The 21,571-nt window shown below is 60.2% G+C and carries 22 protein-coding genes and 1 tRNA gene; 10 read left to right on the forward strand and 13 right to left on the reverse strand.

Annotated features, from left to right (window positions below):
* Positions 1 to 136 precede the first annotated feature (136 nt).
* The 3 genes from QA648_RS10835 (at position 137) to QA648_RS10845 (ending at position 2,506) form a co-directional block, all read left to right on the forward strand.
* A complete protein-coding gene (locus QA648_RS10835; RefSeq protein ID WP_104823869.1) occupies positions 137 to 1,465 on the forward strand; it encodes a sugar ABC transporter permease in 1,329 nt (442 codons plus the stop codon).
* 15 nt (positions 1,466 to 1,480) lie between these two features.
* Positions 1,481 to 2,263, forward strand: coding sequence for an ATP-binding cassette domain-containing protein (locus QA648_RS10840; RefSeq protein WP_104823870.1), 783 nt, complete (start codon positions 1,481 to 1,483; stop codon positions 2,261 to 2,263).
* A 166-nt stretch (positions 2,264 to 2,429) separates the two neighbouring features.
* A tRNA-Arg gene (locus QA648_RS10845) sits at positions 2,430 to 2,506 on the forward strand.
* Between the two features lie 340 nt (positions 2,507 to 2,846).
* On the opposite strand, the gene QA648_RS10850 is transcribed toward QA648_RS10845, so the two are convergent.
* The 4 genes from QA648_RS10850 to QA648_RS10865 form a co-directional block, all read right to left on the reverse strand.
* Positions 2,847 to 3,647 carry a hypothetical protein gene (locus tag QA648_RS10850; RefSeq protein ID WP_283046829.1) on the reverse strand — a complete coding sequence of 267 codons (801 nt, stop codon included), beginning with the start codon at positions 3,645 to 3,647 and terminating at the stop codon, positions 2,847 to 2,849.
* Between the two features lie 259 nt (positions 3,648 to 3,906).
* Complete coding sequence (locus tag QA648_RS10855; RefSeq protein WP_283046831.1) at positions 3,907 to 4,428, reverse strand: hypothetical protein; 522 nt, start codon at positions 4,426 to 4,428, stop codon at positions 3,907 to 3,909.
* Positions 4,418 to 5,485 (reverse strand): DUF4062 domain-containing protein, encoded by a 1,068-nt coding sequence (locus tag QA648_RS10860; RefSeq protein WP_283046833.1) that lies wholly within the window; start codon positions 5,483 to 5,485, stop codon positions 4,418 to 4,420. Before QA648_RS10860 ends, QA648_RS10855 begins: the two co-directional genes overlap by 11 nt.
* A 135-nt stretch (positions 5,486 to 5,620) precedes the next feature.
* Positions 5,621 to 6,418: a GNAT family N-acetyltransferase gene (locus tag QA648_RS10865; RefSeq protein WP_283046835.1), complete on the reverse strand. Its 798-nt coding sequence runs from the start codon at positions 6,416 to 6,418 to the stop codon at positions 5,621 to 5,623.
* 673 nt (positions 6,419 to 7,091) lie between these two features.
* On the opposite strand from QA648_RS10865, the gene QA648_RS10870 reads away from it, so the two are divergent.
* Positions 7,092 to 8,780 carry a flagellin gene (locus tag QA648_RS10870; RefSeq protein WP_283046837.1) on the forward strand — a complete coding sequence of 563 codons (1,689 nt, stop codon included), beginning with the start codon at positions 7,092 to 7,094 and terminating at the stop codon, positions 8,778 to 8,780.
* Positions 8,781 to 8,801: 21 nt separating this feature from the next.
* On the opposite strand, the gene QA648_RS10875 is transcribed toward QA648_RS10870, so the two are convergent.
* The gene (locus tag QA648_RS10875; protein WP_283046839.1) at positions 8,802 to 9,359 is read right to left on the reverse strand and encodes a recombinase family protein; all 558 of its coding nucleotides are present in this window, start codon (positions 9,357 to 9,359) and stop codon (positions 8,802 to 8,804) included.
* Between the two features lie 213 nt (positions 9,360 to 9,572).
* Here QA648_RS10875 and QA648_RS10880 point away from each other — a divergent pair, with 213 nt between their 5' ends.
* Positions 9,573 to 10,262, forward strand: coding sequence for a LuxR C-terminal-related transcriptional regulator (locus tag QA648_RS10880; protein ID WP_283046840.1), 690 nt, complete (start codon positions 9,573 to 9,575; stop codon positions 10,260 to 10,262).
* 24 nt (positions 10,263 to 10,286) lie between these two features.
* Here QA648_RS10880 and QA648_RS10885 read toward each other — a convergent pair whose 3' ends face one another.
* From QA648_RS10885 to QA648_RS10895, 3 genes are all read right to left on the reverse strand, one after another.
* Positions 10,287 to 10,619, reverse strand: coding sequence for a hypothetical protein (locus QA648_RS10885; RefSeq protein WP_283046841.1), 333 nt, complete (start codon positions 10,617 to 10,619; stop codon positions 10,287 to 10,289).
* A 12-nt stretch (positions 10,620 to 10,631) separates the two neighbouring features.
* Positions 10,632 to 11,216: a hypothetical protein gene (locus tag QA648_RS10890; protein ID WP_283046843.1), complete on the reverse strand. Its 585-nt coding sequence runs from the start codon at positions 11,214 to 11,216 to the stop codon at positions 10,632 to 10,634.
* A 346-nt stretch (positions 11,217 to 11,562) separates the two neighbouring features.
* On the reverse strand, positions 11,563 to 12,231 hold the full coding sequence (locus QA648_RS10895) for a hypothetical protein (protein WP_283046845.1): 669 nt from the start codon (positions 12,229 to 12,231) through the stop codon (positions 11,563 to 11,565).
* Positions 12,232 to 12,658: 427 nt separating this feature from the next.
* Between QA648_RS10895 and QA648_RS10900 the strand changes: the two genes are divergently transcribed.
* From QA648_RS10900 to QA648_RS10915, 4 genes are all read left to right on the forward strand, one after another.
* The gene (locus QA648_RS10900) at positions 12,659 to 13,744 is read left to right on the forward strand and encodes a DNA cytosine methyltransferase (protein WP_283046847.1); all 1,086 of its coding nucleotides are present in this window, start codon (positions 12,659 to 12,661) and stop codon (positions 13,742 to 13,744) included.
* Entirely contained in the window at positions 13,666 to 14,538 is an 873-nt protein-coding gene (locus tag QA648_RS10905; RefSeq protein ID WP_283051298.1) for a DNA cytosine methyltransferase, read from the forward strand. Before QA648_RS10900 ends, QA648_RS10905 begins: the two co-directional genes overlap by 79 nt.
* Positions 14,531 to 14,893, forward strand: a complete 363-nt coding sequence (locus tag QA648_RS10910; protein WP_283046849.1) for a hypothetical protein — start codon at positions 14,531 to 14,533, stop codon at positions 14,891 to 14,893. The genes QA648_RS10905 and QA648_RS10910 overlap by 8 nt, the downstream gene beginning before the upstream one ends.
* A gap of 380 nt (positions 14,894 to 15,273) precedes the next feature.
* Entirely contained in the window at positions 15,274 to 15,795 is a 522-nt protein-coding gene (locus tag QA648_RS10915; RefSeq protein WP_283046851.1) for a hypothetical protein, read from the forward strand.
* A gap of 38 nt (positions 15,796 to 15,833) precedes the next feature.
* Here the strand turns inward: QA648_RS10915 and QA648_RS10920 are convergent, their stop codons facing one another.
* Positions 15,834 to 17,396 carry a hypothetical protein gene (locus QA648_RS10920; protein ID WP_283046853.1) on the reverse strand — a complete coding sequence of 521 codons (1,563 nt, stop codon included), beginning with the start codon at positions 17,394 to 17,396 and terminating at the stop codon, positions 15,834 to 15,836.
* A gap of 120 nt (positions 17,397 to 17,516) precedes the next feature.
* Here QA648_RS10920 and QA648_RS10925 point away from each other — a divergent pair, with 120 nt between their 5' ends.
* Positions 17,517 to 17,981, forward strand: coding sequence for a hypothetical protein (locus QA648_RS10925; RefSeq protein WP_283046855.1), 465 nt, complete (start codon positions 17,517 to 17,519; stop codon positions 17,979 to 17,981).
* Here the strand turns inward: QA648_RS10925 and QA648_RS10930 are convergent.
* The 4 genes from QA648_RS10930 to QA648_RS10945 are packed head-to-tail and all read right to left on the reverse strand — an operon-like array spanning position 17,953 to position 21,513.
* Complete coding sequence (locus QA648_RS10930) at positions 17,953 to 18,357, reverse strand: hypothetical protein (protein WP_283046857.1); 405 nt, start codon at positions 18,355 to 18,357, stop codon at positions 17,953 to 17,955. The two genes, QA648_RS10925 and QA648_RS10930, sit on opposite strands and share 29 nt — an antisense overlap.
* A gap of 39 nt (positions 18,358 to 18,396) precedes the next feature.
* Positions 18,397 to 18,924: a hypothetical protein gene (locus QA648_RS10935; protein ID WP_283046859.1), complete on the reverse strand. Its 528-nt coding sequence runs from the start codon at positions 18,922 to 18,924 to the stop codon at positions 18,397 to 18,399.
* A gap of 12 nt (positions 18,925 to 18,936) precedes the next feature.
* Positions 18,937 to 20,853: an AAA family ATPase gene (locus tag QA648_RS10940; protein ID WP_283046861.1), complete on the reverse strand. Its 1,917-nt coding sequence runs from the start codon at positions 20,851 to 20,853 to the stop codon at positions 18,937 to 18,939.
* Between the two features lie 42 nt (positions 20,854 to 20,895).
* On the reverse strand, positions 20,896 to 21,513 hold the full coding sequence (locus QA648_RS10945; RefSeq protein ID WP_283046863.1) for a hypothetical protein: 618 nt from the start codon (positions 21,511 to 21,513) through the stop codon (positions 20,896 to 20,898).
* Positions 21,514 to 21,571 lie beyond the last annotated feature (58 nt).

The raw sequence follows: 21,571 nt of genomic DNA on the forward strand, positions 1-21,571 counted from the left end.
CCGGATGGCGGTCATCGGGACCGGGTGAAGACCGGCCACAGAGGCGATGACGCATTTTTGAGATTGGCGCAGTCCTGCCGGCGATAGCCTAGAATGCATCGCTGGCCGCGCCCAACAGTGGGAGAACGGCAAAGCGATGGCCGACATGACACAGTCCACAACATCGAGCGGTCCCCGCAATGCAGAAGCCGGAGCAATCACCCGGTTCCTGCGTGCCACCGAAATCGATACCCGCCTGCTCGGCATGATCGGAGCGCTGCTGATCATCTGGATCGGCTTCGATCTTTATCTTCGGATATTCGACGGCCGGGAATTCCTCACCGCCAGAAACCTTTGGAACCTTTCGGTGCAGACCTGCGAAATCGCGGTCCTCGCAACCGGCATGGTGCTGGTCATCGTCACGCGCAACATCGATCTTTCGGTCGGCTCGCTGCTTGGCTTCGTCGCCATGATCATGGGCGTCATCCAGGCCAAGTGGCTGCCGCAATATCTCGGCTTCGACAGTTCCTGGACCTGGATCATCACGCTGATCTGCGGCCTGGCGATCGGCACCGCCATCGGCGCCTTCCAGGGCGCGATCACCGCCTTCATGAATGTCCCCTCCTTCATCGTCACGCTCGGCGGACTTCTCGTCTGGCGCGGCCTTGCCTGGTATGTCACCAGCGGCCAGACCGTGGCGCCAATGGACTCCACCTTCGTCGTCATGGGCGGCGGCGGCGCCACCGGTTCGATCGGCGCGACCTGGAGCTGGGTGGTGGGTGTGATCTCCTGCCTGCTGATCATCGTCGGCATCATCAGCTCGCGCCAGCAAAGAAAGCGCTTTCACTTTCCGCGCCGTCCGCTTTGGGCTGAATATTTCCTTGCCGCCCTCGGCTCCCTGCTCGTCCTCGGCACGGTCTATCTCTTCAACAGCTATTATTGGCCGATCGGCATCGCCAAGCGCTACGCTACGGACCATAATATTGCCTGGCCGGAAACGGGATTGAACATTCCCTACGGCATCGCCGTCCCCGTCCTCATCGCCGTCTCCATCGGCATCGTGATGACTTTCATCGCCACGCGCCTGCGCTTCGGCCGCTATGTCTTCGCGATCGGCGGCAATCCGGAAGCTGCCGAACTCGCCGGCATCAAGACCCGCTGGGTCATCGTGAAGATCTTCGCGCTGATGGGCTTCCTCGCCGCCGTCTCGGCCGCGATTTCCACGGCGCGCCTCAACTCGGCCGTCAACTCGCAGGGCACGACCTACGAGCTCTTCACCATCGCCGCGGCCGTTATCGGCGGCACCTCGCTTGCCGGCGGCAGCGGCACCGTCGCCGGCGCCATGATCGGCGCCCTGGTCATGCAATCGCTGCAATCGGGCATGGGTCTCGCCAATGTCGATACGCCAATTCAGAACGTCGTCGTGGGCATTGTCCTGGTGGTCGCCGTTTGGCTTGACATCGTCTACCGCTCGCGCGCCAAGTAAAAGGAATTCTGAACCATGACGGATCAAACCACTCCGCTTGTGGAAATGAGGAACATTTCCATCTCCTTCGGCGGTATTCACGCCGTCGACAATGCCTCGGTGGATCTCTACCCCGGCGAAGTCGTGGCGCTGCTCGGCCATAACGGCGCCGGCAAGTCGACGCTGATCAAGATTCTGTCCGGCGCCTACAAGCGCGACAGCGGCGATATCCTGATCAACGGCGAACCGGCCGATATCCGCACGCCCCGCGACGCCAAGAAATATGGCATCGAGACGATCTACCAGACGCTCGCCGTCGCCGACAATGTCGACGCCGCCGCCAATCTTTATCTTGGCCGCGAGCTGCAGACGCGCTGGGGCACGCTCGACGACGTCGCCATGGAGGCTTCGGCCCGCAAGGTGATGGGCCGCCTGAATCCCAACTTCAAGCGCTTCAAGGAGCCGGTGAAGGCGCTCTCCGGCGGCCAGCGCCAGTCGGTGGCGATCGCCCGCGCCATCCTCTTCAACGCCCGCATCCTGATCATGGACGAGCCGACGGCTGCGCTCGGCCCTCAGGAAACCGCGCAGGTGGGCGACCTGATCAAGCAACTGAAGAAGGACGGCATCGGCATCTTCCTCATCAGCCACGACATCCACGATGTCTTCGACCTCGCCGATCGCGTCTCGGTGATGAAGAACGGCCAGGTCGTCGGCCACGCCCGCACAGAGGATGTCACCAAGGACGAAGTCCTCGGCATGATCATCCTCGGCAAGGTCCCCCCCAAAGCCATCCCCGGCCCCGGCGCGATGAAGAGCTGAGCCCGATATCCTAAGCAAACAACAAGGCCGCGAGCCCTAACAATCGCGGCCTTGTTTCATTCACACAAACCGATATGTGGTTTCCCGCATTTTCCGCATTGAAGCCAAACGCTTCCTGGGCTAAGAACCACCTCATCGGACAGGCGAGTCAAACCGCCTAAGGCATGCACCCGTAGCTCAGCTGGATAGAGTGTTGGATTCCGATTCCAAAGGTCACAGGTTCGAATCCTGTCGGGTGCGCCAATTCTTTTAGCGCTCATCATGAGTGCGAAGCAGCTCTCCACCAGCGCGTTGCCGGCTCCGCATAAGAGTGAAATCTCGTCGGTTTTGGCCGTTTAGGCCCATTTAGGTCTTGGAGCGAGACCTCCGCCGATTTCGACCTCCTCATTGTCCTTCGCCGGCAGCTCCATCTCAAGGACCGTTTTCACCGGACGCGGTATTGCGCCACGAGACCGACTCGAAAGGGAGGTTCTCGCTCCGCACTAAATCTTAGACCGAGCGCACCTGATTTTTAGACTGCCGCCAGCAGCATTCCCTCTTAAGCCGAAATCACACAGCCAGGTGGCCATTCGGCCTTGAAGGGTCAGGGCGCGATACCGCCCGGCTCATTGACGACATCCTCCTCAGTTTCATCCGAAACCACTGCCTCCGGCCTGATCTCATGGCTCGTCCGCACCGGGCGCCGTATCGACGGCCACGATACCGACGCGAACGGGAGGCCCGTCACCAGGAGATCGTAGTCCTGCAGGACAGCGGAAATGGCCTTCTTCATGTCTCTGAGGGCGTACAGATCTCTGAAGTCGTAGAAGTCGGTCTGTATGAACGCCCGCTGTAGTGTGTTCGCCGCGAGCGCATATGCGGCAGCGGTGTCGTGCACCTGCCATGCGGCGGAGATGCCGTATGGTGCAAGTTCCGGATTGATCTCGTCCATTTCGGAAAGTGCGTCCTCAAGCGGTCCCTCGATCGTGCAGAGATTGACGACGCCCCATTCCTGCTCGCAGCGAAATAGGTAGAGCCATTTTGCGTCGTTGGGCAGTTCGATGGGGTTCTCAGGCCGCGAAGAGGCAAGGAAGTGCTCGAGCCGGGCCGCCACATCCTTCTTCCGACTTGCCCGGAGAAGCGTGTTCGCCAGATCGATGTCGCACTTCTCAAGTGCGGCCCCCATTTCCCGGAAACGTCTTCCTGCGGTATAGGCGTCGCGCGACGTCGGGTGGGCCAGCATGGCAGACATCAGGAACCAATCATTCTTCGCCTCCTCACCGACCATGTAGAAGAACTCCGCCATCGTCGCGGCGGCCATTCTCAACCGGCCGAGCCGGTTCGGATCGACACCATCCTCAAGAGCTCGAACAACTTCGCGGGCGGCTTCGCGCCTCTCTGCCATGAGCTTCGCCGGGGGCTGTCTTAGCCCATGTCCAGGCTGTCTGCCTGACTGATGTTCGCCACCCATCTCATGCTCCGCGCGTTCACGACGCAACGGTGAAGCGGCTGTCAGCAAAGCACAAAGGAGGCGAGCGGAAGGGATGCCGTTCAGCCCTCGTCCTCACAAGCTTGCGATAAGAGGCATGAAGACGGAAAGTGGCATCCTTCGACGCCAAGTGATCGTCACCGCTGCAATCGAAAGGGCCGTTCGAGCGTCTTGCTCAGCCGCTCGCAGCCGTCCGATCTGGAATGTTGCCCTCCGGCGAGGCGTCGACGAGCGGGAGCCGGGCCTCCGGAAGCACTAAGGCGTTCAATCGTCGCATGTTTCGGTTCGACACCGGCCGCTGGTCCGGCCAGCTCTCTGGCATGTCCTGAAGGGCGATGTGCTCCGGCCCGTTGAACACGATCTCCCCTCTCAGGTTCTTGAAGTCGAATTCTATGAAAATGAGGTGGTCAGCTCTCGTGTCGACATGCCGGAACACCGCTCCCCGACCAGTCCCTGTGGCCTTGATCTGGACGGTTCGCCCGTCGGGAGCGAACGCGTCTATCCCGGTTCCGCCACCGGTCTTCAGCGTCAGCCCGAACATCTCCGCGGCGACGGCCTCGCCGATGTCCCCGACCAGCTTGCCGTCGAGGGTGAAGGTCAGATCCGGTACCCCGTAGTGATCTCGGACTCTGTCGCGGGCGAGCACGAGTTCTGCGATCACAGGAGGCAGCTCGAATTTTGTCGTCTCAAGTATCAAGTGATTCCTCCCATTCCGCACCCATGACCCATGAGAGCGCCGACATGCGACCGCTCAGGAGGCCCCAGTCGAAATCGTCCCATCCGAGGTTCTTTCTTCCGTACTTTCGTTCGATGCGACGAGCCGCCTTTTTCGCAGTTTCGAATATCTTCTCCTGCTCTGGTTTCAGCGGCTCCTCGCCGCTTTCGATCCGCTCGACCCACACCATGTGTCGGTTCCACCAGACCTTGTCCCAGAACTCCTTGTATGCCTTGAGAATGGAGGCGTCATTGCGTCGCAGCACGATAGGCCAGACTTCGCCTTCGACCTCGTCGGAAGGAATCCACTCGACCTTGTCGCCCTCGGCTGTGTATCCGATCGGATGACCGTTAGGCCCTTTTTCACCTGCTCGAACCGGATCGTGCGTTTGCGCCTTCGTTCTCGACATTCCGACGATGCTCTGCCGAAACTCGTCGGCTTCGGCGGGGCCGATCCCTGCCGTCTTGAGGGCGATGATCATGTCGGTCACCTCGCGCGCTCTCGATGGCCTGCGCGACGTCCGATTGGCTCGATCCATCGTTCGCACCAGGCTCGTGAGGTGCTTGAACAACTGGTGAGTCAGCTCGGCAGGCGTCGCGAACGATCCTGTTAGCGCCTCTTTGTAGGTCGCTGCCTGAAAATCCTTCAGGTTGCCAAGCTGCCCTACGTCGATCGCTGAAGGACTGATCGCGCGCTCCGAGAAGTAGATCATCGCCGGCTTCTTGGCCGCGACGAAGCGGTCGATCTCTTCAACGGTTCCGGAGATGGCGACGCCCGTGTTCGTGCCGAGCCGCGTCCAGAAAAGTCCTATGAGAATGTCCGCGTGATCGACGATCTGCTGATTGATTGCCGACTGCGGACGCTGATTGGCGACGGGGAAAACGCTGGTCTCCCACCGTATTGGTAGAAGCACGAGTCCTTCTGCTTCGGCGTGGACGGAATTCCATTCGGTGATGGCTGATTCCGCCGCGTCGCGTTCTTCTCTGAGGTCTGATGGAGAAGCGATAAGCACTTTCAATGTCGTGGAAGCGAATGCCATGTCGGATCCCTACGTGGTCACCGAATCCATGGCAGATGCTCAATCTTAGGGCCAGAGGCTCAAGGATTCGTCACGCGTCGCGTCGGACTTTTCAACCGCTTTGTGACCATCAAGATCGGGTCAGCGCGACGACGGCTAGACCGACGCGGGCTTGGGATTTATCCGCTCGATGTAGAAGTCGTATCCCGGATCGCGCTCGACTCCGAAGCTAGTGCTCTCCTCGTACTTCGCCTTGTCGAAGTGAACAAGACGGCCGTCCAGTTCGATCTTCACGAAGTAGTCGACGTGCTGGTCGTCCTCCGGATTGAAGCAGAAGGCGCGTTCCGGCAATTGAATTCTTTCGTCGGGAAGCTGCTCCCCAAGACCGTCGAACTGGGCAAAGGCCTTCGGATCGTCCTTGTATCTCTCCTTCTGGGTGAAGAAGGAGATCGTGTACGGTACTCGTTCGCCGTCACCCAGATTAAAAGTCCTGGGAAGAATCTTGAAGGCGAATGTCCCACCTCCCGAGCTTGGACGATCGTCCATTGGCGTAAAGCCCATACGCCCCCAGAAAGGCTCGGCGCTAGCCGGCGCGATCTCGATTTTGACCACCGAGCGGCCCTCGTCGCTTGCCGACTTCACCATGAAGTCAGCCAATAGCCGGCCATAACCATTTCCGCGAAAACCGGGCCTGATTTCCAGAATGTCCGTGCCGTCAAGAAAGCCGACGGCCTGGTCGCCCACGACGAGAACGTGGATCTCGGAGTATCCTTCTCTCCACGCGCGCTTTGCGGAGTCCCAGTTGCATCGAAAGCCTCGAACCGGGGCATCGCCCTCGTAATCATTAGCTTCCCAGGCTTCGAAGGCCGCTTCGTACGCCACCTCCTCGGCATCGAGCCAGGCTTCAACCTCGGCTAGAAGCCGTTCGTCTGCGGGGAGAATTTCATGGGTCATGGGAATTGCCCGTTGGAGTGGCGTATCGTCATCAGTGTCGACGCAGAGAACGCTCATTTCGATTGTTTACACAAGATTGCGATTTCGCGCTCGTCATTTCAACCACCAACATAATACACATGGGAAGACGACTCGCTCGCCATCGAAGGGCGTCCAGCCCCTTGCTCGCTCAATCTGCGAAGCCGGGTGGTGTCGACCCCGCGGCCACCGTGCTCCTCTTGGGGCGTTGTCGGTTTCTCGAATCCCATATCCGCGACCTGCAGCGCAGGTTTCCACCGCTACGAGTCGGCTTCAAAACAATCCACCTGCCAAAACCATATCGATCAAAGCGCCGGGGTAAGCAAACCCAATGCGTTTAATGGCAATCCTAGGGGCGTTCCCGAGCACCGCTTGTCCGCCCGACTTGAGACGGCCAATGGAGATAGCGTTCCGTAGAATTTCGGCTTCGAAGTTGCGCTGAAGTCCTCAGGTTGCAAACAGGGTAGTTTCCCTCTGCGACTTTACCATTTTCGCTAACCAGTTTTAACCATGTTCAGGCGGCGGAGTTCCGCAATCGCGTTCATGACGACGCCATTTTTCTGCAATCGATTTTCAGCGACGGGTCATGACGAGCATATTGACGAACCTTTCCGCCATGTCAGCGCTCCGCGCCTTGCGGACGGCCTCCGGCAAATTGCAGGAGACGCAAATTCAGATCAGTTCCGGTCTCAGGATCTCGAAAGCCTCGGACAACGCCGCCTACTGGTCCATCGCCACGACCATGAGGTCCGACCGGCGCGCCGTCGCCGCCGCTAACGATGCGCTGGCCGTCGGGGCCGCCAAGGTCGATACGGCCTACTCGGCGATGACTTCGGTGGTCGACGTCCTCGCTGAGTTCAAGGCCAAGCTCGTCGCCGCCAAGGAAAAGGGGATCGACCTCAACAAGGTCCAGGACCAGCTCGACCAGCTCAAGGCGCAGGTCGTCTCGATCTCGCAGTCGGCGAGCTTCAACGGGCAGAACTGGCTCAACACCAACGTTGATGACATCTACGACCCCGACTTGAACAAGGCATCGGTGGTCTCCGGCTTCACACGCAATGCCGATGGAACGGTCTCGGTCAACTCCATCGACTACCCCATGGTCGAGTCGTCGCTGTTCAACAGCACGGGCGGAGGAATGCTCCAGGCCGACCCGCGCGACCTGAAGACGATCGGCGGGTTGCGCTTCGACTTTGGCAACGGCCTGATGAGCAGCTACAGCCTGCGCAACACCGGGGGCTGGGGGCCGACCGACTTCACCTTCGATTTTTCGTCCCCGATCACCTTCGGCGCGGGGGGCAGCATCTCCTTCGACGTGACCGTGGACGCTGACAATCCGGCCGACGGCATATCGCCGCCGTACGACCCCGGAAAGACGACCTCGATCGTCATCGACGCCGCCAAAGTCAACAGCACGCTCGGGCGAACGGACGGCACGATCAACACCTACAAGGAATACGCGGCAGTCCTCCGTTCCGCTCTTGTCGGATCCGGACTGACCGCGACCACCTACACGCAGTTCGATCCGCCGGGGCAGACGCGGACCTGGGTCGACGTTCCGGACGTCATCGGCATCGTCCATAATGGGCTCGCCACGAAAGACGGATCTTCGATGGCGATCTCAAACGTCTCCTTCAACGGCGTGACGGCCGCCAACCAGATCGCGGACAAAGCCGTGGAGTACGGCACCCGCAATTCCGCCATGACCTTGGACTTCGAGCCTTTCACCGTCTACGACGACGTCGTGATCAGCATGCGTCTTCGGGTGGACGGAGGGTACTCCAACCTTTCCTTCGACAAGGACCTCGTCGACACCGCGCTCGGCAAGGACAACGGCAAGGTCGAGACCTCCGACGAAATGGCAACGCTGCTTGCCGCAGTCATCAACCGGCCGGACATAATCGTCTCAGCGACCGATCCGGGCACCGTATCGCTGAAGACGGCCCCGCTGGTCGACCGCAAGTCCGGCGAGAAGAGCATGATCGGGATCGACGGCATCAACGTGAACATCGAACCGCTGCCAACCATGAACTTCATGGACGTCGACGTCGCCCAGAATCCCGCACTGATCGACGGCTATATCCAGTACGTCGAGACCGCGATGGGAAGGGTCGTGTCCGGGGCGGCCGCGCTCGGATCCCTCCAGTCCCGCCTCGACATGCAGTCGAATTTCGCGAAGACCATGATGGACACGATCGACAAAGGCGTCGGCCGACTCGTCGATGCGGACATGGAAGAGGCCTCGGTCCCCCAAAGCGCGCTGCAGGCCCAGCAGCAGCTCGCGCTTCAGGGGCTTCAGATAGCCAACCAGTCGCCAAGCCTGATCCTCAGTCTGTTCCAGTAGCGCGCTTCGGCATGCCTGCGACTACCGCAGGCGCTCGATCCCCCTGAGGACGGTTCTCGGATGAACGTGGTATCTTCGGGCGACATCTTGGACCGACGTGCCCGCATTGACCGCCGTCCGGATTTCGACGCACTGTGCCTCTGTCAACGCAGGCCGCCGGCCGGGGCGTTTTCCTCGGGCCTTCGCCGCTTCGATCCCTGCGATTGTCCGCTCCCTGATCAGCGACTTCTCAAACTCGGCAAGTGCCGCAAGGATATGGAAGATCAGCTTGCCGCCTGCCGACGAGGTGTCGATGTTCTCCGTCAGGGACAGGAACTCGATACCGCGACGCGTCAGGTTCTCGACGACGGAAATGAGATGCCTGATCGATCTGCCAAGCCGGTCCAATCGCCAGACGACGACAACATCGCCCTTCCGGAGCGCTCTCAGCATCGAAGAGAGACCGCACCTCCTGTCCCGCGCACCGGAAACCCCGTGATCCTCGAATATCCGCGAACATCCTGCTCCCCGCAATGCATTCCGTTGCAGGTCCAGATGTTGATCGACCGTCGACACCCGCGCGTATCCAATCCTTGCCATTGAATCCTTCCATGCCTGTCCGCGCCGCGCGACGCCTTGACAGAAACGAACGGTTTCGCGGAGCAGGCATTCGGAGGTGCGATGAAATCATTATGAAAAACAGTGACAAGGACTTATGCATGGAACAAAACCGCCTTTAGCGTCCTGACAAAACCGTTCGTTTCTGTCTTTTGTACGCGGCTTCGGCGCCGACGACCTTGCCGGATTGCGGCGATGAGACCGCGGGCGACTTTCAAGCAGATATCCCGGTCGCTGATGGATTCGTGGATCTCCAGCCCGGACGGACTTGGCAATCCGGAGGATATCTATGGTCCCTTCTGCAAACTGGCACGCCCCAATATGGTTTTGCTCGTCGTCGACGTCCGTGCGACGAATCCTTTGGACTTCGGCATCGACGTCATCCAAGGCTATCGACTGCCGACGGGATTGGCCGATATCGGCACGTTGCAGCGATCGCGCTCTTTCGCCGACGTTCCGGATACAAAATACCTCAACGAAACCGTGATTCCAGCCTATGTCGGTGCCGTGCAGCGCCAGCGTCCGACAATGGGACGAGTCGCGACGAGAGTCCTCGACACGGTCATCGGCTACGACCAGATCATTCTGCCGCAGAAGAATTCCTCGGGGCGAAGCGAATGGTGCATCGGCCTGCTCGACATCCATTTCCTGCTGCCGGCAGCATCGAAGGACGGGAGCCTCGACGACGTCGATCTCACTATCCTTCAGTTGTTGGCGGAAGGCTCGTCCACCAAGGAAATCGCGTCAGCTTCGAACCTGTCGCATCGGACGATCGAGCATCGGATCGATATTTTGAAATCCCGGTTCCAGGCCCGGAATATCGCCCATCTGGCCGTGCTGTCGGTGTCCGCCGGTCTCGGCGGCATCGTCGCTAAGGACCCTTGACCCACGAGATGCAGGCATCCGGCCTCACCGGGCATGGCCACCAGGAAACCGGTCGCGATAATCCTCGCACCATGAGAGGCGCCTGTATCTGAACCACCTGTCCAGGAACGACGCCTGGAAATATTCCGGACACAGGGTGAGAAAGGTCTGCTCCCGCGCGGCCATCTCGATCCGCGCGCCGCGCTCCTCTTCCTGTCGCAGGCGGGACTCGTTGGCGGACCACGAATTCCAGACCATCGCGCCCATCGTACTGGCGACGACGACGGCGGCGATCGCGAGCGTGGCGATCAAGGGGACGCCCACCAGGCTTCCCAGGAAGATGACGAGGGTCCGTTTTCCGGCGTCTCTGTCGGACATCTCCACCTCCAGTCACATCGTCTTCAATTCGCGGCCATCGAACTTCTGCCCGATACGCGAACGCTCCAACTCCTTTTGCAAGGCGATAGAGTCCTTCCGCACCTTATCCAGGCTGGTGACACGATTGAGCACGATGAGAGCTATTGGAGGAATGAGGGCGAGCCAGAAGACGTTGCCAAGTCCTACCGTAAAGCGCGCCGGCAGCGCGAACAGGAACAGGCCTAGGACGTAGGCGCCAGGAACGGCCTTCGCCATCATCAAACCATGCGACACTTTGTTGGCCCCCTGCCACAGAGCGAAGTGGTTGATGCCGCGATTGTCGCTCTCGGTGGCGATCAGATGGAAGACGGACTTCCTCCACGACCATATTCTTCGAAAATAGAACGTGCAGACGTTGCCGACCTTAACCTCCGGATCGATCTTCTCGTTCGTGGTGACCCGCTCGAACTTAAGGAGCTGGCCGCTCATGTCCTCGATAATCAGATACGCATAGTGATGGATGTCATCCAACCCGTTGCGGCCGAAGAACGATCTGCCGTTGATCTCCTTCACGGTGCCAGTGACCCGGACGATGTTGGCATTATTTTCGACGGACATGGACGTCTCCCTGTTGCTCAGGGAGAAGCTGGCATCCTCCGATTAAGAGAGTCGCCCAAAGCTGATAGGGAAACTACCCGATGTCAGAAACCGGCCTTGCCCGTTGTGCCGTTTTCCTCTCTGAAATCAAACGAAAATTTGTCCTCACGCATGGACACCGAGGTAAAAGAACTGTCGAGGACCTGAGCCAGCCACTAACCCAAATGTGGAATCTCTCAAAGTTTTGAGGTTCCCACATTTTTGAACCATTACCGCGGTCAGGCCCAGGCGGCATACAGCTCGCGCGCCCGCAGTGGGTGCTTTGCTGTCGTCGCGTAGCGGAGAACGAGTCTGCCCAACGAACGGGCTAGTTAACAATAATCCACTGAGGACCTCCCGGCATCCCCTTTTTCGAACCGACCGCGCCGATTTGGATGTTGATATGCTGAACGTCTGATCGCGAGGCGTCGAAAGATGCTCCGAGCTTGACCGGCACAATGTTGAAATCAACGCCCCCCTTGGCCCCTCGAGTAATAATGAAATTACTGTCGAAGGTGTATTTCTGCATCGACGCGTAAGGAGGTCCGCCCACCGCACCGTTAACGTCATTTACGACCTGCGCGAGCCACGTCGAGAAGCCGGCATCTTGATACTTGCCGTTCACGACATTGCACGCCGCGCTGTTTCGCCCGGCGACTTCTATGTTGAACTGCGTCGTCGTGTTGTTGGTAAGCGTCGAATGATTGGATGCGCTAAAGCTTGGCGTAAACGTGCCGGCACCGCCTGAGATAGGTATACCGGCCGAGAAGGAGCCATCCAGATTCACCCCTTGAACCACGTTCACGTCAAGCGTGACGACGGCGACGGCATTTTGAATGCCACTTCGCTTTAGCTTGTCCAACTCAAGGGCTTTAGATAGTCCGCATTTCAAGCTGTTGATCACCGTCCCTACCGGGACGACCGGAGTTGTAACCTGCGTCTCGCGAAATTGTGGCCCCCCACAAGCTGCAAGCAGCACCGCAAAGACCGCAGTCATTGTGACCACGCGCGAAAGCCGATGTCCTCTTCGCATCTCTGCCCCCTCAAGATGCATGTTACGCGCAAAAATTGCTTCACGTATAAGTAATAGTCAATGGGAATTTTTACCGATAAGGGTGCACTCCTAGAGCAGCCTGATACGGACGACTGTTCTGACGTGATTGTTGCTCGGGCGATAACTGTAATTGGCGCAAAAGTTGCCATCGGGAGCTCCGAAAAATCTTCGATATGGCAATCGTCCGGTTGCGTAGCGTTTGAAGAATTATCACCGCAGGTGACAGCCCCTGCGATTCCACGTAGGGACTGGGGACCTCCCCAGGCCTTTAACCTGCGAATCCTTTTGAGATCGCGTGAATTTTACTAATCCGGTTACCTGCCCCGAAAGATCCGATGTCGTATGGACGTCCCGAAAGGGGACACTCCAAATGGCCGACATCGACCCGAAGGCAGACGCGTTTTCCGCCGCCATGACGCGGATCATCGAGCTTCAGAAGCAGATGACCGACCGCGTACTGAAGATGGCAGCCGAAGTCGAGAAGCTGACCGAGATCGTCCCGGCCGCGGAAGCGAAAGCCTTCCTGAAGGCGCGATGCAATCTCCCCGCCACGGAAATGTCGACCTATCTGGGATTCGCGAAGGCCTTGAAGGGTTCGGAAGACGTCCTTCAAAGGACTCGCGCCTCCTTTCCTGTCGTGAAGGCGCTCGTTGCGGCTGACGTGGAAACTCGGCAGGAAATCCTCGAAAGAATGGAGATCGGCGCCCAGGTCGACACGAAGGACGTCGCCGCGATCCGGCGCAGGCTGGCCGATGCTCGGCTGACGCCCGCGGAGGCCATGGCGGCCGCCAACCGGAAGGCTGCCGCCGCGGCGGCGCGCAGGCACGCGAAGGCGGCGATCTCCTCCTTCGAGGAGAAGATGTCCTCCTTCTCCGACGACTTGCGGCTCCACTTCCGGAAGGGGCAGGACGACCGCGTGGTCGTGCAGGCGGGCCTTCGTCATCAGGCCGGACAGCTCCGCAACGACTTCGAATTCTTGTTCGGGACGGAACAGCCCGCCCTCGCCTCTCTGAAGCCGGCATCTTCTCAGTACAGGATCGCGCTTGCGCACAAGGTGCTGGGCGACATCGCCTCCGGCCACCTCTCCGAGATCGGGCCGATGCAGACGAACGCGCTGCAGGCGGTCGCCGGGAAATCTCGCGTCTCGTTCGACGGGCGGCTCCGGAAGCCTCTCGCGGCCCTGCCGGGGCTTGCGTTCCGTCCGCGCGTTCTCGAGCTGTGCGCAGGCGCCGGCGGTCTGGCGCTCGGCATGGAGCGCGCGGGGTTCGAGCATGTCGCCTTGATCGAGATGAACAGGAACGCGGTCGCCACGCTGCGCGCGAATCGGCCGAACTGGAACGTCGTCGAGGCGGACGTCCGGAAGGTGGACTTCACGCGATACAGGGTCGAGGCCTTCCGTGCACGCCGTTCAGCACCGTCGGCGCCAAGAAAGGTCGACACGACGAGAACGACCTGATGCGGGAAGGCGTCCGGGCGCTACGCGAGATTGCCCCGAAGGCGTTCCTGTTCGAGAACGTGGAGGGCCTCCTGCATGCCCGGCACGCGGACTACGTGGCCTTCCTTCTGCGCGAGTTCTCGAAGGCTGGATATTCGGTCGAAATCCATCGGATCGACGCCAGGGACTACGGCGTGGCGCAGAACAGATCACGGATCATGTTCGTCGGCATGCGGAAGGATCTGGCAGGCACCTTCAGGATGCCGCCCAGGTTCCCGGAGCTGTCGACCAACGTTGGGGTCGTCCTTGCCGACCTCATGGGCGAAAACGGCTGGATCGGCGCGGATGCCTGGCTGGAGGCGATGCGCGCCCGCGACTATCGGTCGGACACCATCAGGGGCTACCAAGGCAGCCCGCATGTCGGAGAGGCCGTGCGTGCGGCAGAACGTCAGCTTTCCTATGCTCCTCCGGCGAAGGCCGCTCCGACGAACGAGGAAGCGTCGCGTGAAGGATTCGTGCCCGGCCTCACGAACCGTATGCGCGCCCGGATCCAAGCCTTCCCGGATGAATGGAGGTTCGTCGGCGGCCTCGGACCGGTCGCCGACCAGATTGGAAACGCCGTCGTGCCGGCTGTCGCGCAGGCGATGGGACTGGCGATGCTTTCGTCACTGAAGGGGTGGGCGATCGACTGGGAGGCCATGATGGAAGTGGCGTCGACGCGAAGAGTTCTCGTCCTGCCGCCGTCCCTGTCCGCAGAGGATTATGCCGAAAATCACGACGATGAGACAGTAAAGAAGGAGCGCACCTATGTCTAAACTCGGTTACGTTGTCGAAGGCGATGAAAACGACGAGCGCCCGACAATACAGGTTGTTGTCGTTCGCAGCTACGACTCCGCGATTTCCTGCGGGCCGGTACCGGTGATGGACTTCGCGGAACATCGGAGCCGAGTTGCTCACCTGGACGCCGACGACACCCACACGCCGCCTTCAGGCATTTGGTTCGTCGTCTACAGGTTGGCAGATATCCCTGATGGTTATGTCATGCTTTGGGATGGTACGAACTATATTGTCGTGGACGAGATCGGCAACAGGATCGCGGGTCCAGGGTCTGATCCCATCGACGTGGCAAACGACGCTTGGACCTACTACAAGACGAAATACGGCCGGTGACGGGTCTTTTGATACAGCTCCGCTGCGATACGTTGCTCTTCGGGTATCAGGCCCCTCTTTATGCATTCGAGAACGGAGCTGTCCTGTAGGTCGAGCAAGGCTCCTGCTCCATGATTTGCCTCGATCTCTCGCCCCCTTGCAAGATTACGCTCGACAACCTCTAGCTTCGCGACGTCAGAAGAACCGCCTATGCCCCTGATTTCGTCCGCACGGCACCTCAGCATCAATTCAAGCGTGTCGAATGAGCCACGGCGGACGGCTCGTTGCATCACCACAAGGATACTGTCCGCACGGGTTCTGGCGTGATGGTGTCTTCCACGGTTTGCATCACAGGCGAATCCAATCATAAATGATGTCTCCTTCAGTCAATGGAGACATCATTGAACGAGGGCCTGCCGGCCGCAACGGAATGGGAATGCATGCACCGACGATACGTTGTCATCCTTGCGATTTTGGCTGCCGCGACGATGGCCGTTGCCGCCGACTGGAAACCATACGCGAACGGCCGCTTCGGCTATAGCGTCGACCTCCCGGCCGGCTTCAAGACGATCCTCGTGCCGGAGAATGGCGACGGCATCGGTCTCGAGAGCGCGGACGGCCAGGCGAAGCTCTCGATCTGGGGGAACTACCTCACCGAAGGCGGCTTCTCCCAAGAGAGGGATCTCCGCAGGAAGTTCGCGATCGACGACGGTTGGAGGTTTACCTACGAGAAGCGCGGAGCGTCGTGGGCAAGCTTGTCCGGGGTGAAGGGCGACCGCATCATCTATATGCGGCAGATCGCGCTATGCGATGACGCCATGGGCAACTTCACGCTGGAATATCCGGCCGCGCAGCAGAAGCGGTACGGCCCGGTCATCGACAGATTGGTGAAGACGCTGAAGGCGCCGAAGCACTGCGAGTGATCTTGGCAGATCCTTCCCAAAGCCCGGTTATGAGAAAGCTATTTTCGACCTCTGTTCCGGGCGGCCATCGCGCGCCGCTGCTTTCGGTTACCTTGCAACATCCGTGGTGGAGCCTTTTCGACAACGGGAAACTCCTCGCCATGATAAGGCGTTTCCTTCATCTGGCCCATGATGTTCAGATTTGCGCAGTCTTCTCTGTTTTGATTTCGATCCTCCTCGGTCCAGTCGGTCTGGCCCGCGAAGATGATGTCCTCGGACGTCCCGCGGCCTTGGTTGGGAGGCTCCATCGCAATGCCGATCACCTGCCGAAGGTGCGGATGCTTCATGAGCAAAGCTTGCGCGTAGGTCTGGATGTAGAACGCTCTCATCAGCCGGTATTTTTCGTAGCCTCCGAGACCGTCCATCCAGCTCAGGTATTTCAACGTGACGAAGAAGAACCCGGTCTCGTGGTACTTCGAACCTTCCGGCGAGAGCATGGCCCGAAAGAAGACGTCTCTCCTACGACCAATCTCCAGCGCACCGAGGATGGCCTGGCTATGGCTCCGGCGTAAAAATCGGTTTTGAAGGGCCATGTGCCTGACGGCGATTTCGCTGTTGGTGAGCGAGTAGGTGTGTCCCTCGAGCGAGATCGAAGTTCCGCCCAGTAGGTGATTTGTGAATGTCTCTATCAGCCGGTCCCATGCGTATGAGACCTCGTCGGCGAGCTTCTTCGCCTCGTAGCGCGGATCGGTGACATATCTGCTCCAGTTGCCATGCTCGATCACGAGCGCATTGATCTCGTCCCAAGTCCGCCCCTCCGGCGGCGTGAAGTCATGATCTCCCTGCTCATTGATCCTGATCGCATAGTAGGCGAGCAGATCCTCTTCGCCGTGGGCGCTCGCAAGTCGACCGGATCGAATGAACGCGGCACGCTTGTCCAGGTAGTCGGTGAAGTCCGAGATGGTGTCGAGTTCGCGCATGACGATGTCGAGCGAAACGTCGTCGAAGACGTGGACGAAATCACCGGAAGGGTCGATGTCTCCGATCGCGAACGGCATGAAGGTCGAAGCATCGGGCTTGCAGTGATCACTCCCCTTTAGATCCGGCAGCACGACGAAGGTGCCAAGCCCGCCGTCGAAGAACTTGCGGCATGCTTCCTTTGCGCCGCGGGCCACCACGATCCTGTGGACGCGACGACGTCCTGGTTCGGGTAAGCCGAGCGGGAACGGGACCTCGCAAAGCTTGTCCAGAAAAATTCGGTCGGGGAACTCGTTGATCCAACGTTCCGCGCCCTTTAGCTGGTTGGCGGCATCGAAGATCGCCCGTCGGCACCACCTCGACCACGCGACCTCGACAGCCTTGTCAGTCCAGGTGATTTCTTTCTCGGAGAAGATGAGGATATGCGGATCGCAGACGACGATAAGGTCGCAGATTTCCTTTCCATCCCCTGCGCCACCCAGCTTCTGAGAGCGATACGGATTTGGATAGGACCAAAGGTTCAGGAACGTTCGGTCGGCAAGCTTCGCGAGATATCGTTCGGACTCGGTCGCCCCTTCAGAGCGGATGATCGGCGGCCGGAGCTGCTCGAAAAAGTCTCCAACGTTATTGGGCTTGTCGACCATCGCAATCCGCGCGAATCCTTCGAATAGATGACGGCTCGAATCCTAGCGAGAGTCGAGCGTGTTCGCTACTTGCCAGTCCACAGAACGCCGGCCAGGCTAGTGGACAATTGGAGGATTCGAATGCCTGAAGCTGAAACCGAAATCGGCACGACCGAACTTCTCGCAGACGCTTTCGACTGGTTCACCGAAGTGCTGCAAGAGAGCGTTCGGATCATGACTACGAAGGACGGGGTCTGCCACACGGGTAGTCGTCATCTTCCTCTCCGTCGCTCGCGTCCGAGCATCAGGAGTGGCGTCTTGTGCGTCCACGCCGTTCGTCGTCTCCTAAAAGGAAGAGGCGGACGAGGCTTGAGTATGTACAGCGAATTCGAACAGAGCAACGTCGCCATCATCTTGAAGGCAATGATCCTTCAAGGAGATGATGGCGAATGGGAAGTGCTAAACGCTCAACACGCGAAATGCGCGCCCATCGTACGCCTCTACGGGAGCGCCCATCACCTCGAGCAGCTTGAAGCCTTGGAAAGCAGGATGCGCTCAAATATCGTCGGGGGACATGCTATTTCAGACGGCGTGGCATCAGCGTAGAGCTGGGGGAAGATGCCATGCTCGATGATCGTTTCGACGAATGCAGCCATGCATCCTTTATCAACTTGGCGACGTCATGAGATCGAGCAAGGTATCCGCTCGGCCCACGGACAATCCCTGCAACGACCTCATCGCCGATCTTGAATATGAATAGCGCGTACCCGTCAGGCATCGCCTCTCCCGCCGCCTCGTGGTAGACGGCCATATCGCGGGTCGCCTGAAGCCGCTTGTAGTCGTCTTTCAATGCCTTGATTTTTTTCAGTGCGTCCATCGCTTCCCGATAGCTGTCGAACGAGTGATGTCCTTCGATCCCGTCTCCTGTAAGGATGAAGACCTGTTTGCCACTCACGTAGGTGAGCACGTCGATACCAGCCATGGGAACATCTCCTTCTTCGGGATCCATCCCACGCAAGTCTTAAGAAAGCCCTGTCGCCATGTGTTGGAGGCCGACAAATATCGGGCAAGATCTTTGCCCCTCCGCGTCATCCCTCCCCTCCTGAAACGCCTGCTTCAATTCGCTCCACACAGGATTCGGGAATGCCCATTTCCCGGCATAGGGACGCCATCCGAGGAAGACCCTCGCCTCCTCCGCCATCGTGTCCCGTATGGATTCGATCTCTTCGGCCACGGCCGTAACCTCCCGCAGGAACGGCAGATTCTTCGACATCCGGTTCAGGTCGTCCTGCGCCATCGACAGGTCTTCGTCCGCGTCGATGAAGTCCTGATCGAGGAACTGGAAGACCTGCGCCGCCTCGAGGCCGCGCCTGTAGGCGACGTGCCGGAGATCGTCCAGGATGCGGTCGGCTCCCGCCCGGTCGAAGCGGGCTGGTCCCCTCGTCCGGAACAAGGCTGTCTTCAGCCGTTCGAAGTGAGTGGCGTCGCTCAGGCCCTTCCAGCCGGTGACTGTCGGACGCGTGGTCGTCGTCATGGATTGGATGGTCATGCTTTCTCTCCTTTATCCGTGAAGTCGCTGTCTGATCTTTCGGCGCGGTTTTGGCGTCGGTCGTTCCGCGTCCGGCTTGAGGCCGTCGGCAATCTGCTTGCCCGTCAGGTGTCCGCCGCCGATCAAATCGAGCCACAAGGCTTCCATGGAGGTCCGGTAGGCTCCGACGATGGCCTTCGCGCGGGCGAGCTGCTCCTGCAGGATGGGTTCGACGCGGTCGAGGAGTGCGTTGTCGAACCTCCGCACGCCGTCGATGAGCCGCTCGTCGATGCCGGCCGGCCATGCGTTGAGGACGCCGTTCATGCCCAGATGGCGGTCGAGGATGATCGCGATACGGGTCGCGCCGTCCAGGTCGGAGGCAACGCCGTCGCCGTGTTCGCCGATGAAGACCTGCTCCGCGGCCATGCCGCCTAGAAGGATCGCGATGTTGTCGAGATAGAACTGCTTGCCGCGGTTCGCCCGTTCGACGTCTTCAAGGATCGCAGCGCCGAGGATCTGCTGGTCGAGGGTCGCCGACGCCTTGCTCTCGATGGATACGCCGGTCAGCTTCCGCGCTCCGGTCGCGACCGCGACGACGGCGTGACCGAGTTCATGGATCGCGAGCGCCCAGCGGTACTTTTCCGAAAGCACGACGCGCCCCGGCAGACTACCCATGACATCCTCAATGGTGACCGCCCGGCGATGACGTCGGGCCACGCGCCGCGCAAGCCTGACGAGCCGGGCGATATCGGCTCCCGTCAGGCCGAAGCTGTCGTCAGCGAACTGGGAGAAGTCCGCATCGGGAAGGTCACCGCGAAGATGCAGGCGAAGGATTCCCACGCGGGCTTCGGCATCCGGGTGTCCCAGCCGGATGTGATGGTCGAGCCGACCGGGACGAAGGATTGCGGCGTCCATGACGGTAGGGTTGTTGCAGGCGCCGACGACGACCACCCCTTCCCGGCCTGCCGTCCCGTCGAGGCATTCCAGGAAGCTGTTGATGACCTGCCGAACATAGCTGGCATTGTGGCTCTGCTCGCGGTCGCGATCCGTGAAGGAGTCGACCTCGTCGATAAAGAGAATCGCAGGCGCCTTCTTCTTCGCCTCGTCGAAAGACTTGAACATCGCCCGCTGCATGTCGCCGAGATGCCCCTTCGACTGCCATCGGGCCGCAGAGGCGACGACCAGCTCGACGTCGCAGGTCTTCGCGAGCGCGCGTGCATAGATCGTCTTGCCGACGCCCGACGGCCCGGAGAGCAGCAGGCCCGTGTCGACATCGCTCCACGGGATGCGGCCGGCCTTCCAGTCGGCCAGATCGTCGGAGAGCTGCAAGCCCCAATCTCTCGCCTCGCCGTAGCCGGGCATCGACTCCAGGCTGTGGTCGAAGTCCTCGTTGGCCGACGCGACAGGCTGCGGCCGCGATTCCCGGTCACGTGGCCGCATGACGAGCTGGGCCAGCATGCGGCCGACGTTCCGTCCCGGACGCGCGATCGCCCGCTTCATGTCGTCGTCCAGCAGCAGGAAGATTTCCGCCTGCTTGTCGGTGATCGCCACCTTGTCCCGCCACTGGAAGACACCCTTCATCAGCGCGATCGTCGGCGGCTTCAGTTCGACGAGCAGGTCGACCGATGCCCGAACGAGATCCGGCACCGAATCCATGTCGGGGAAAAGCAGGATGGACTTCGGATGTCGCATGGCCTCAAAGGCGAGCGCCGTGGCCTGATAGGGCTTCTCCTTCGAAAAGTCGACGACCCGGTTGGATTCGAAGCGACGGCTGCCTACGTAGATGCGGGCGGCCGACTGGTAGGCGGCGGCGTCCGTGCCAGGCGGCCGGACGACTGCGATGGAGTAGCGGTTCGCCCGGACGAGCGGTCGGATACCCTGCCTGAGGTTGGCGTAGGCGACGTATTCCGGAAGGCCGTGGCCCTCCTTCAAGGATTTCGGATTTCTCATGATCGTGTCCTGGATTGGCTTCTGAAGATGCATGTGCAGTCCTCAGTCCCGTATCCGGCGGACGACCGTCTCCGGCCCGATGAGGGCCTCGTCCATGTCGATCTCCAGGAATCCTTGCAGGATCAGCGCGGCAAGGCAGGCCATCGGTCGGCCCTCCCGGAAGGCGGAAAGCGCCTCGGCGACGGTCAGCGATCCCATCTCGTCGAGGGCCGCGAGAATGCGCACGCGGTCGCCAAGCGGGCATCTATAGAACCCGTAGCGGAGGAGATCTTTGGCGTTGAGAAGCCGGTTGCTGTCGGTGAAGTCGCGCATCGCGACCGGACGGTAGGCGTGCCCCGCACGGCCGACGGCAAGCTCGATCCAGTCGGGCGGTCTCGGTGCGTCCTCGGCGACGTCAACGACGAACGTTCGGGCATCCGTCCCGGTGACGAGGAAGTCGATCCGGTAGAGTTCGCCGCCATAGGACAGCTCGACGCCTTCGCACGACCATCGTGCAACATCCGGATCGACGTCGAGAAGGCAGGCGAAGTCGCGGGCGTCCTGGCTCCGAAAGAAGGGAGGCCCGGCGCATTTGACGGTGGCAAGCGGATAGAAAAAACGAGGAGGCTCGTTTCGCGGGACGACATCGCCCGGCGGCCTCTCGAAGGGACTGCTCTTCATGGCACCCTCGTGAACACAATACGGAATGGCGGACGCCGAACCAGGTCCGGCGGTCGGT

The sequence above is a fragment of the Rhizobium sp. CB3171 genome (genome assembly GCF_029714265.1).
Lineage (GTDB): Bacteria > Pseudomonadota > Alphaproteobacteria > Rhizobiales > Rhizobiaceae > Rhizobium.

Bases quoted from the DNA above. Each gene is read 5' to 3' on its own strand.
- QA648_RS10835 (WP_104823869.1), top strand. From the start codon at position 137: ATGGCCGACATGACACAGTCCACAACATCGAGCGGTCCCCGCAATGCA.
- QA648_RS10840 (WP_104823870.1), top strand. From the start codon at position 1,481: ATGACGGATCAAACCACTCCGCTTGTGGAAATGAGGAACATTTCCATC.
- QA648_RS10850 (WP_283046829.1), bottom strand. From the start codon at position 3,647: ATGGCAGAGAGGCGCGAAGCCGCCCGCGAAGTTGTTCGAGCTCTTGAG.
- QA648_RS10860 (WP_283046833.1), bottom strand. From the start codon at position 5,485: ATGGCATTCGCTTCCACGACATTGAAAGTGCTTATCGCTTCTCCATCA.
- QA648_RS10865 (WP_283046835.1), bottom strand. From the start codon at position 6,418: ATGACCCATGAAATTCTCCCCGCAGACGAACGGCTTCTAGCCGAGGTT.
- QA648_RS10875 (WP_283046839.1), bottom strand. From the start codon at position 9,359: ATGGCAAGGATTGGATACGCGCGGGTGTCGACGGTCGATCAACATCTG.
- QA648_RS10880 (WP_283046840.1), top strand. From the start codon at position 9,573: ATGAGACCGCGGGCGACTTTCAAGCAGATATCCCGGTCGCTGATGGAT.
- QA648_RS10885 (WP_283046841.1), bottom strand. From the start codon at position 10,619: ATGTCCGACAGAGACGCCGGAAAACGGACCCTCGTCATCTTCCTGGGA.
- QA648_RS10890 (WP_283046843.1), bottom strand. From the start codon at position 11,216: ATGTCCGTCGAAAATAATGCCAACATCGTCCGGGTCACTGGCACCGTG.
- QA648_RS10895 (WP_283046845.1), bottom strand. From the start codon at position 12,231: ATGACTGCGGTCTTTGCGGTGCTGCTTGCAGCTTGTGGGGGGCCACAA.
- QA648_RS10900 (WP_283046847.1), top strand. From the start codon at position 12,659: ATGGCCGACATCGACCCGAAGGCAGACGCGTTTTCCGCCGCCATGACG.
- QA648_RS10910 (WP_283046849.1), top strand. From the start codon at position 14,531: ATGTCTAAACTCGGTTACGTTGTCGAAGGCGATGAAAACGACGAGCGC.
- QA648_RS10920 (WP_283046853.1), bottom strand. From the start codon at position 17,396: ATGGTCGACAAGCCCAATAACGTTGGAGACTTTTTCGAGCAGCTCCGG.
- QA648_RS10925 (WP_283046855.1), top strand. From the start codon at position 17,517: ATGCCTGAAGCTGAAACCGAAATCGGCACGACCGAACTTCTCGCAGAC.
- QA648_RS10930 (WP_283046857.1), bottom strand. From the start codon at position 18,357: ATGGCTGGTATCGACGTGCTCACCTACGTGAGTGGCAAACAGGTCTTC.
- QA648_RS10935 (WP_283046859.1), bottom strand. From the start codon at position 18,924: ATGACCATCCAATCCATGACGACGACCACGCGTCCGACAGTCACCGGC.
- QA648_RS10940 (WP_283046861.1), bottom strand. From the start codon at position 20,853: ATGAGAAATCCGAAATCCTTGAAGGAGGGCCACGGCCTTCCGGAATAC.
- QA648_RS10945 (WP_283046863.1), bottom strand. From the start codon at position 21,513: ATGAAGAGCAGTCCCTTCGAGAGGCCGCCGGGCGATGTCGTCCCGCGA.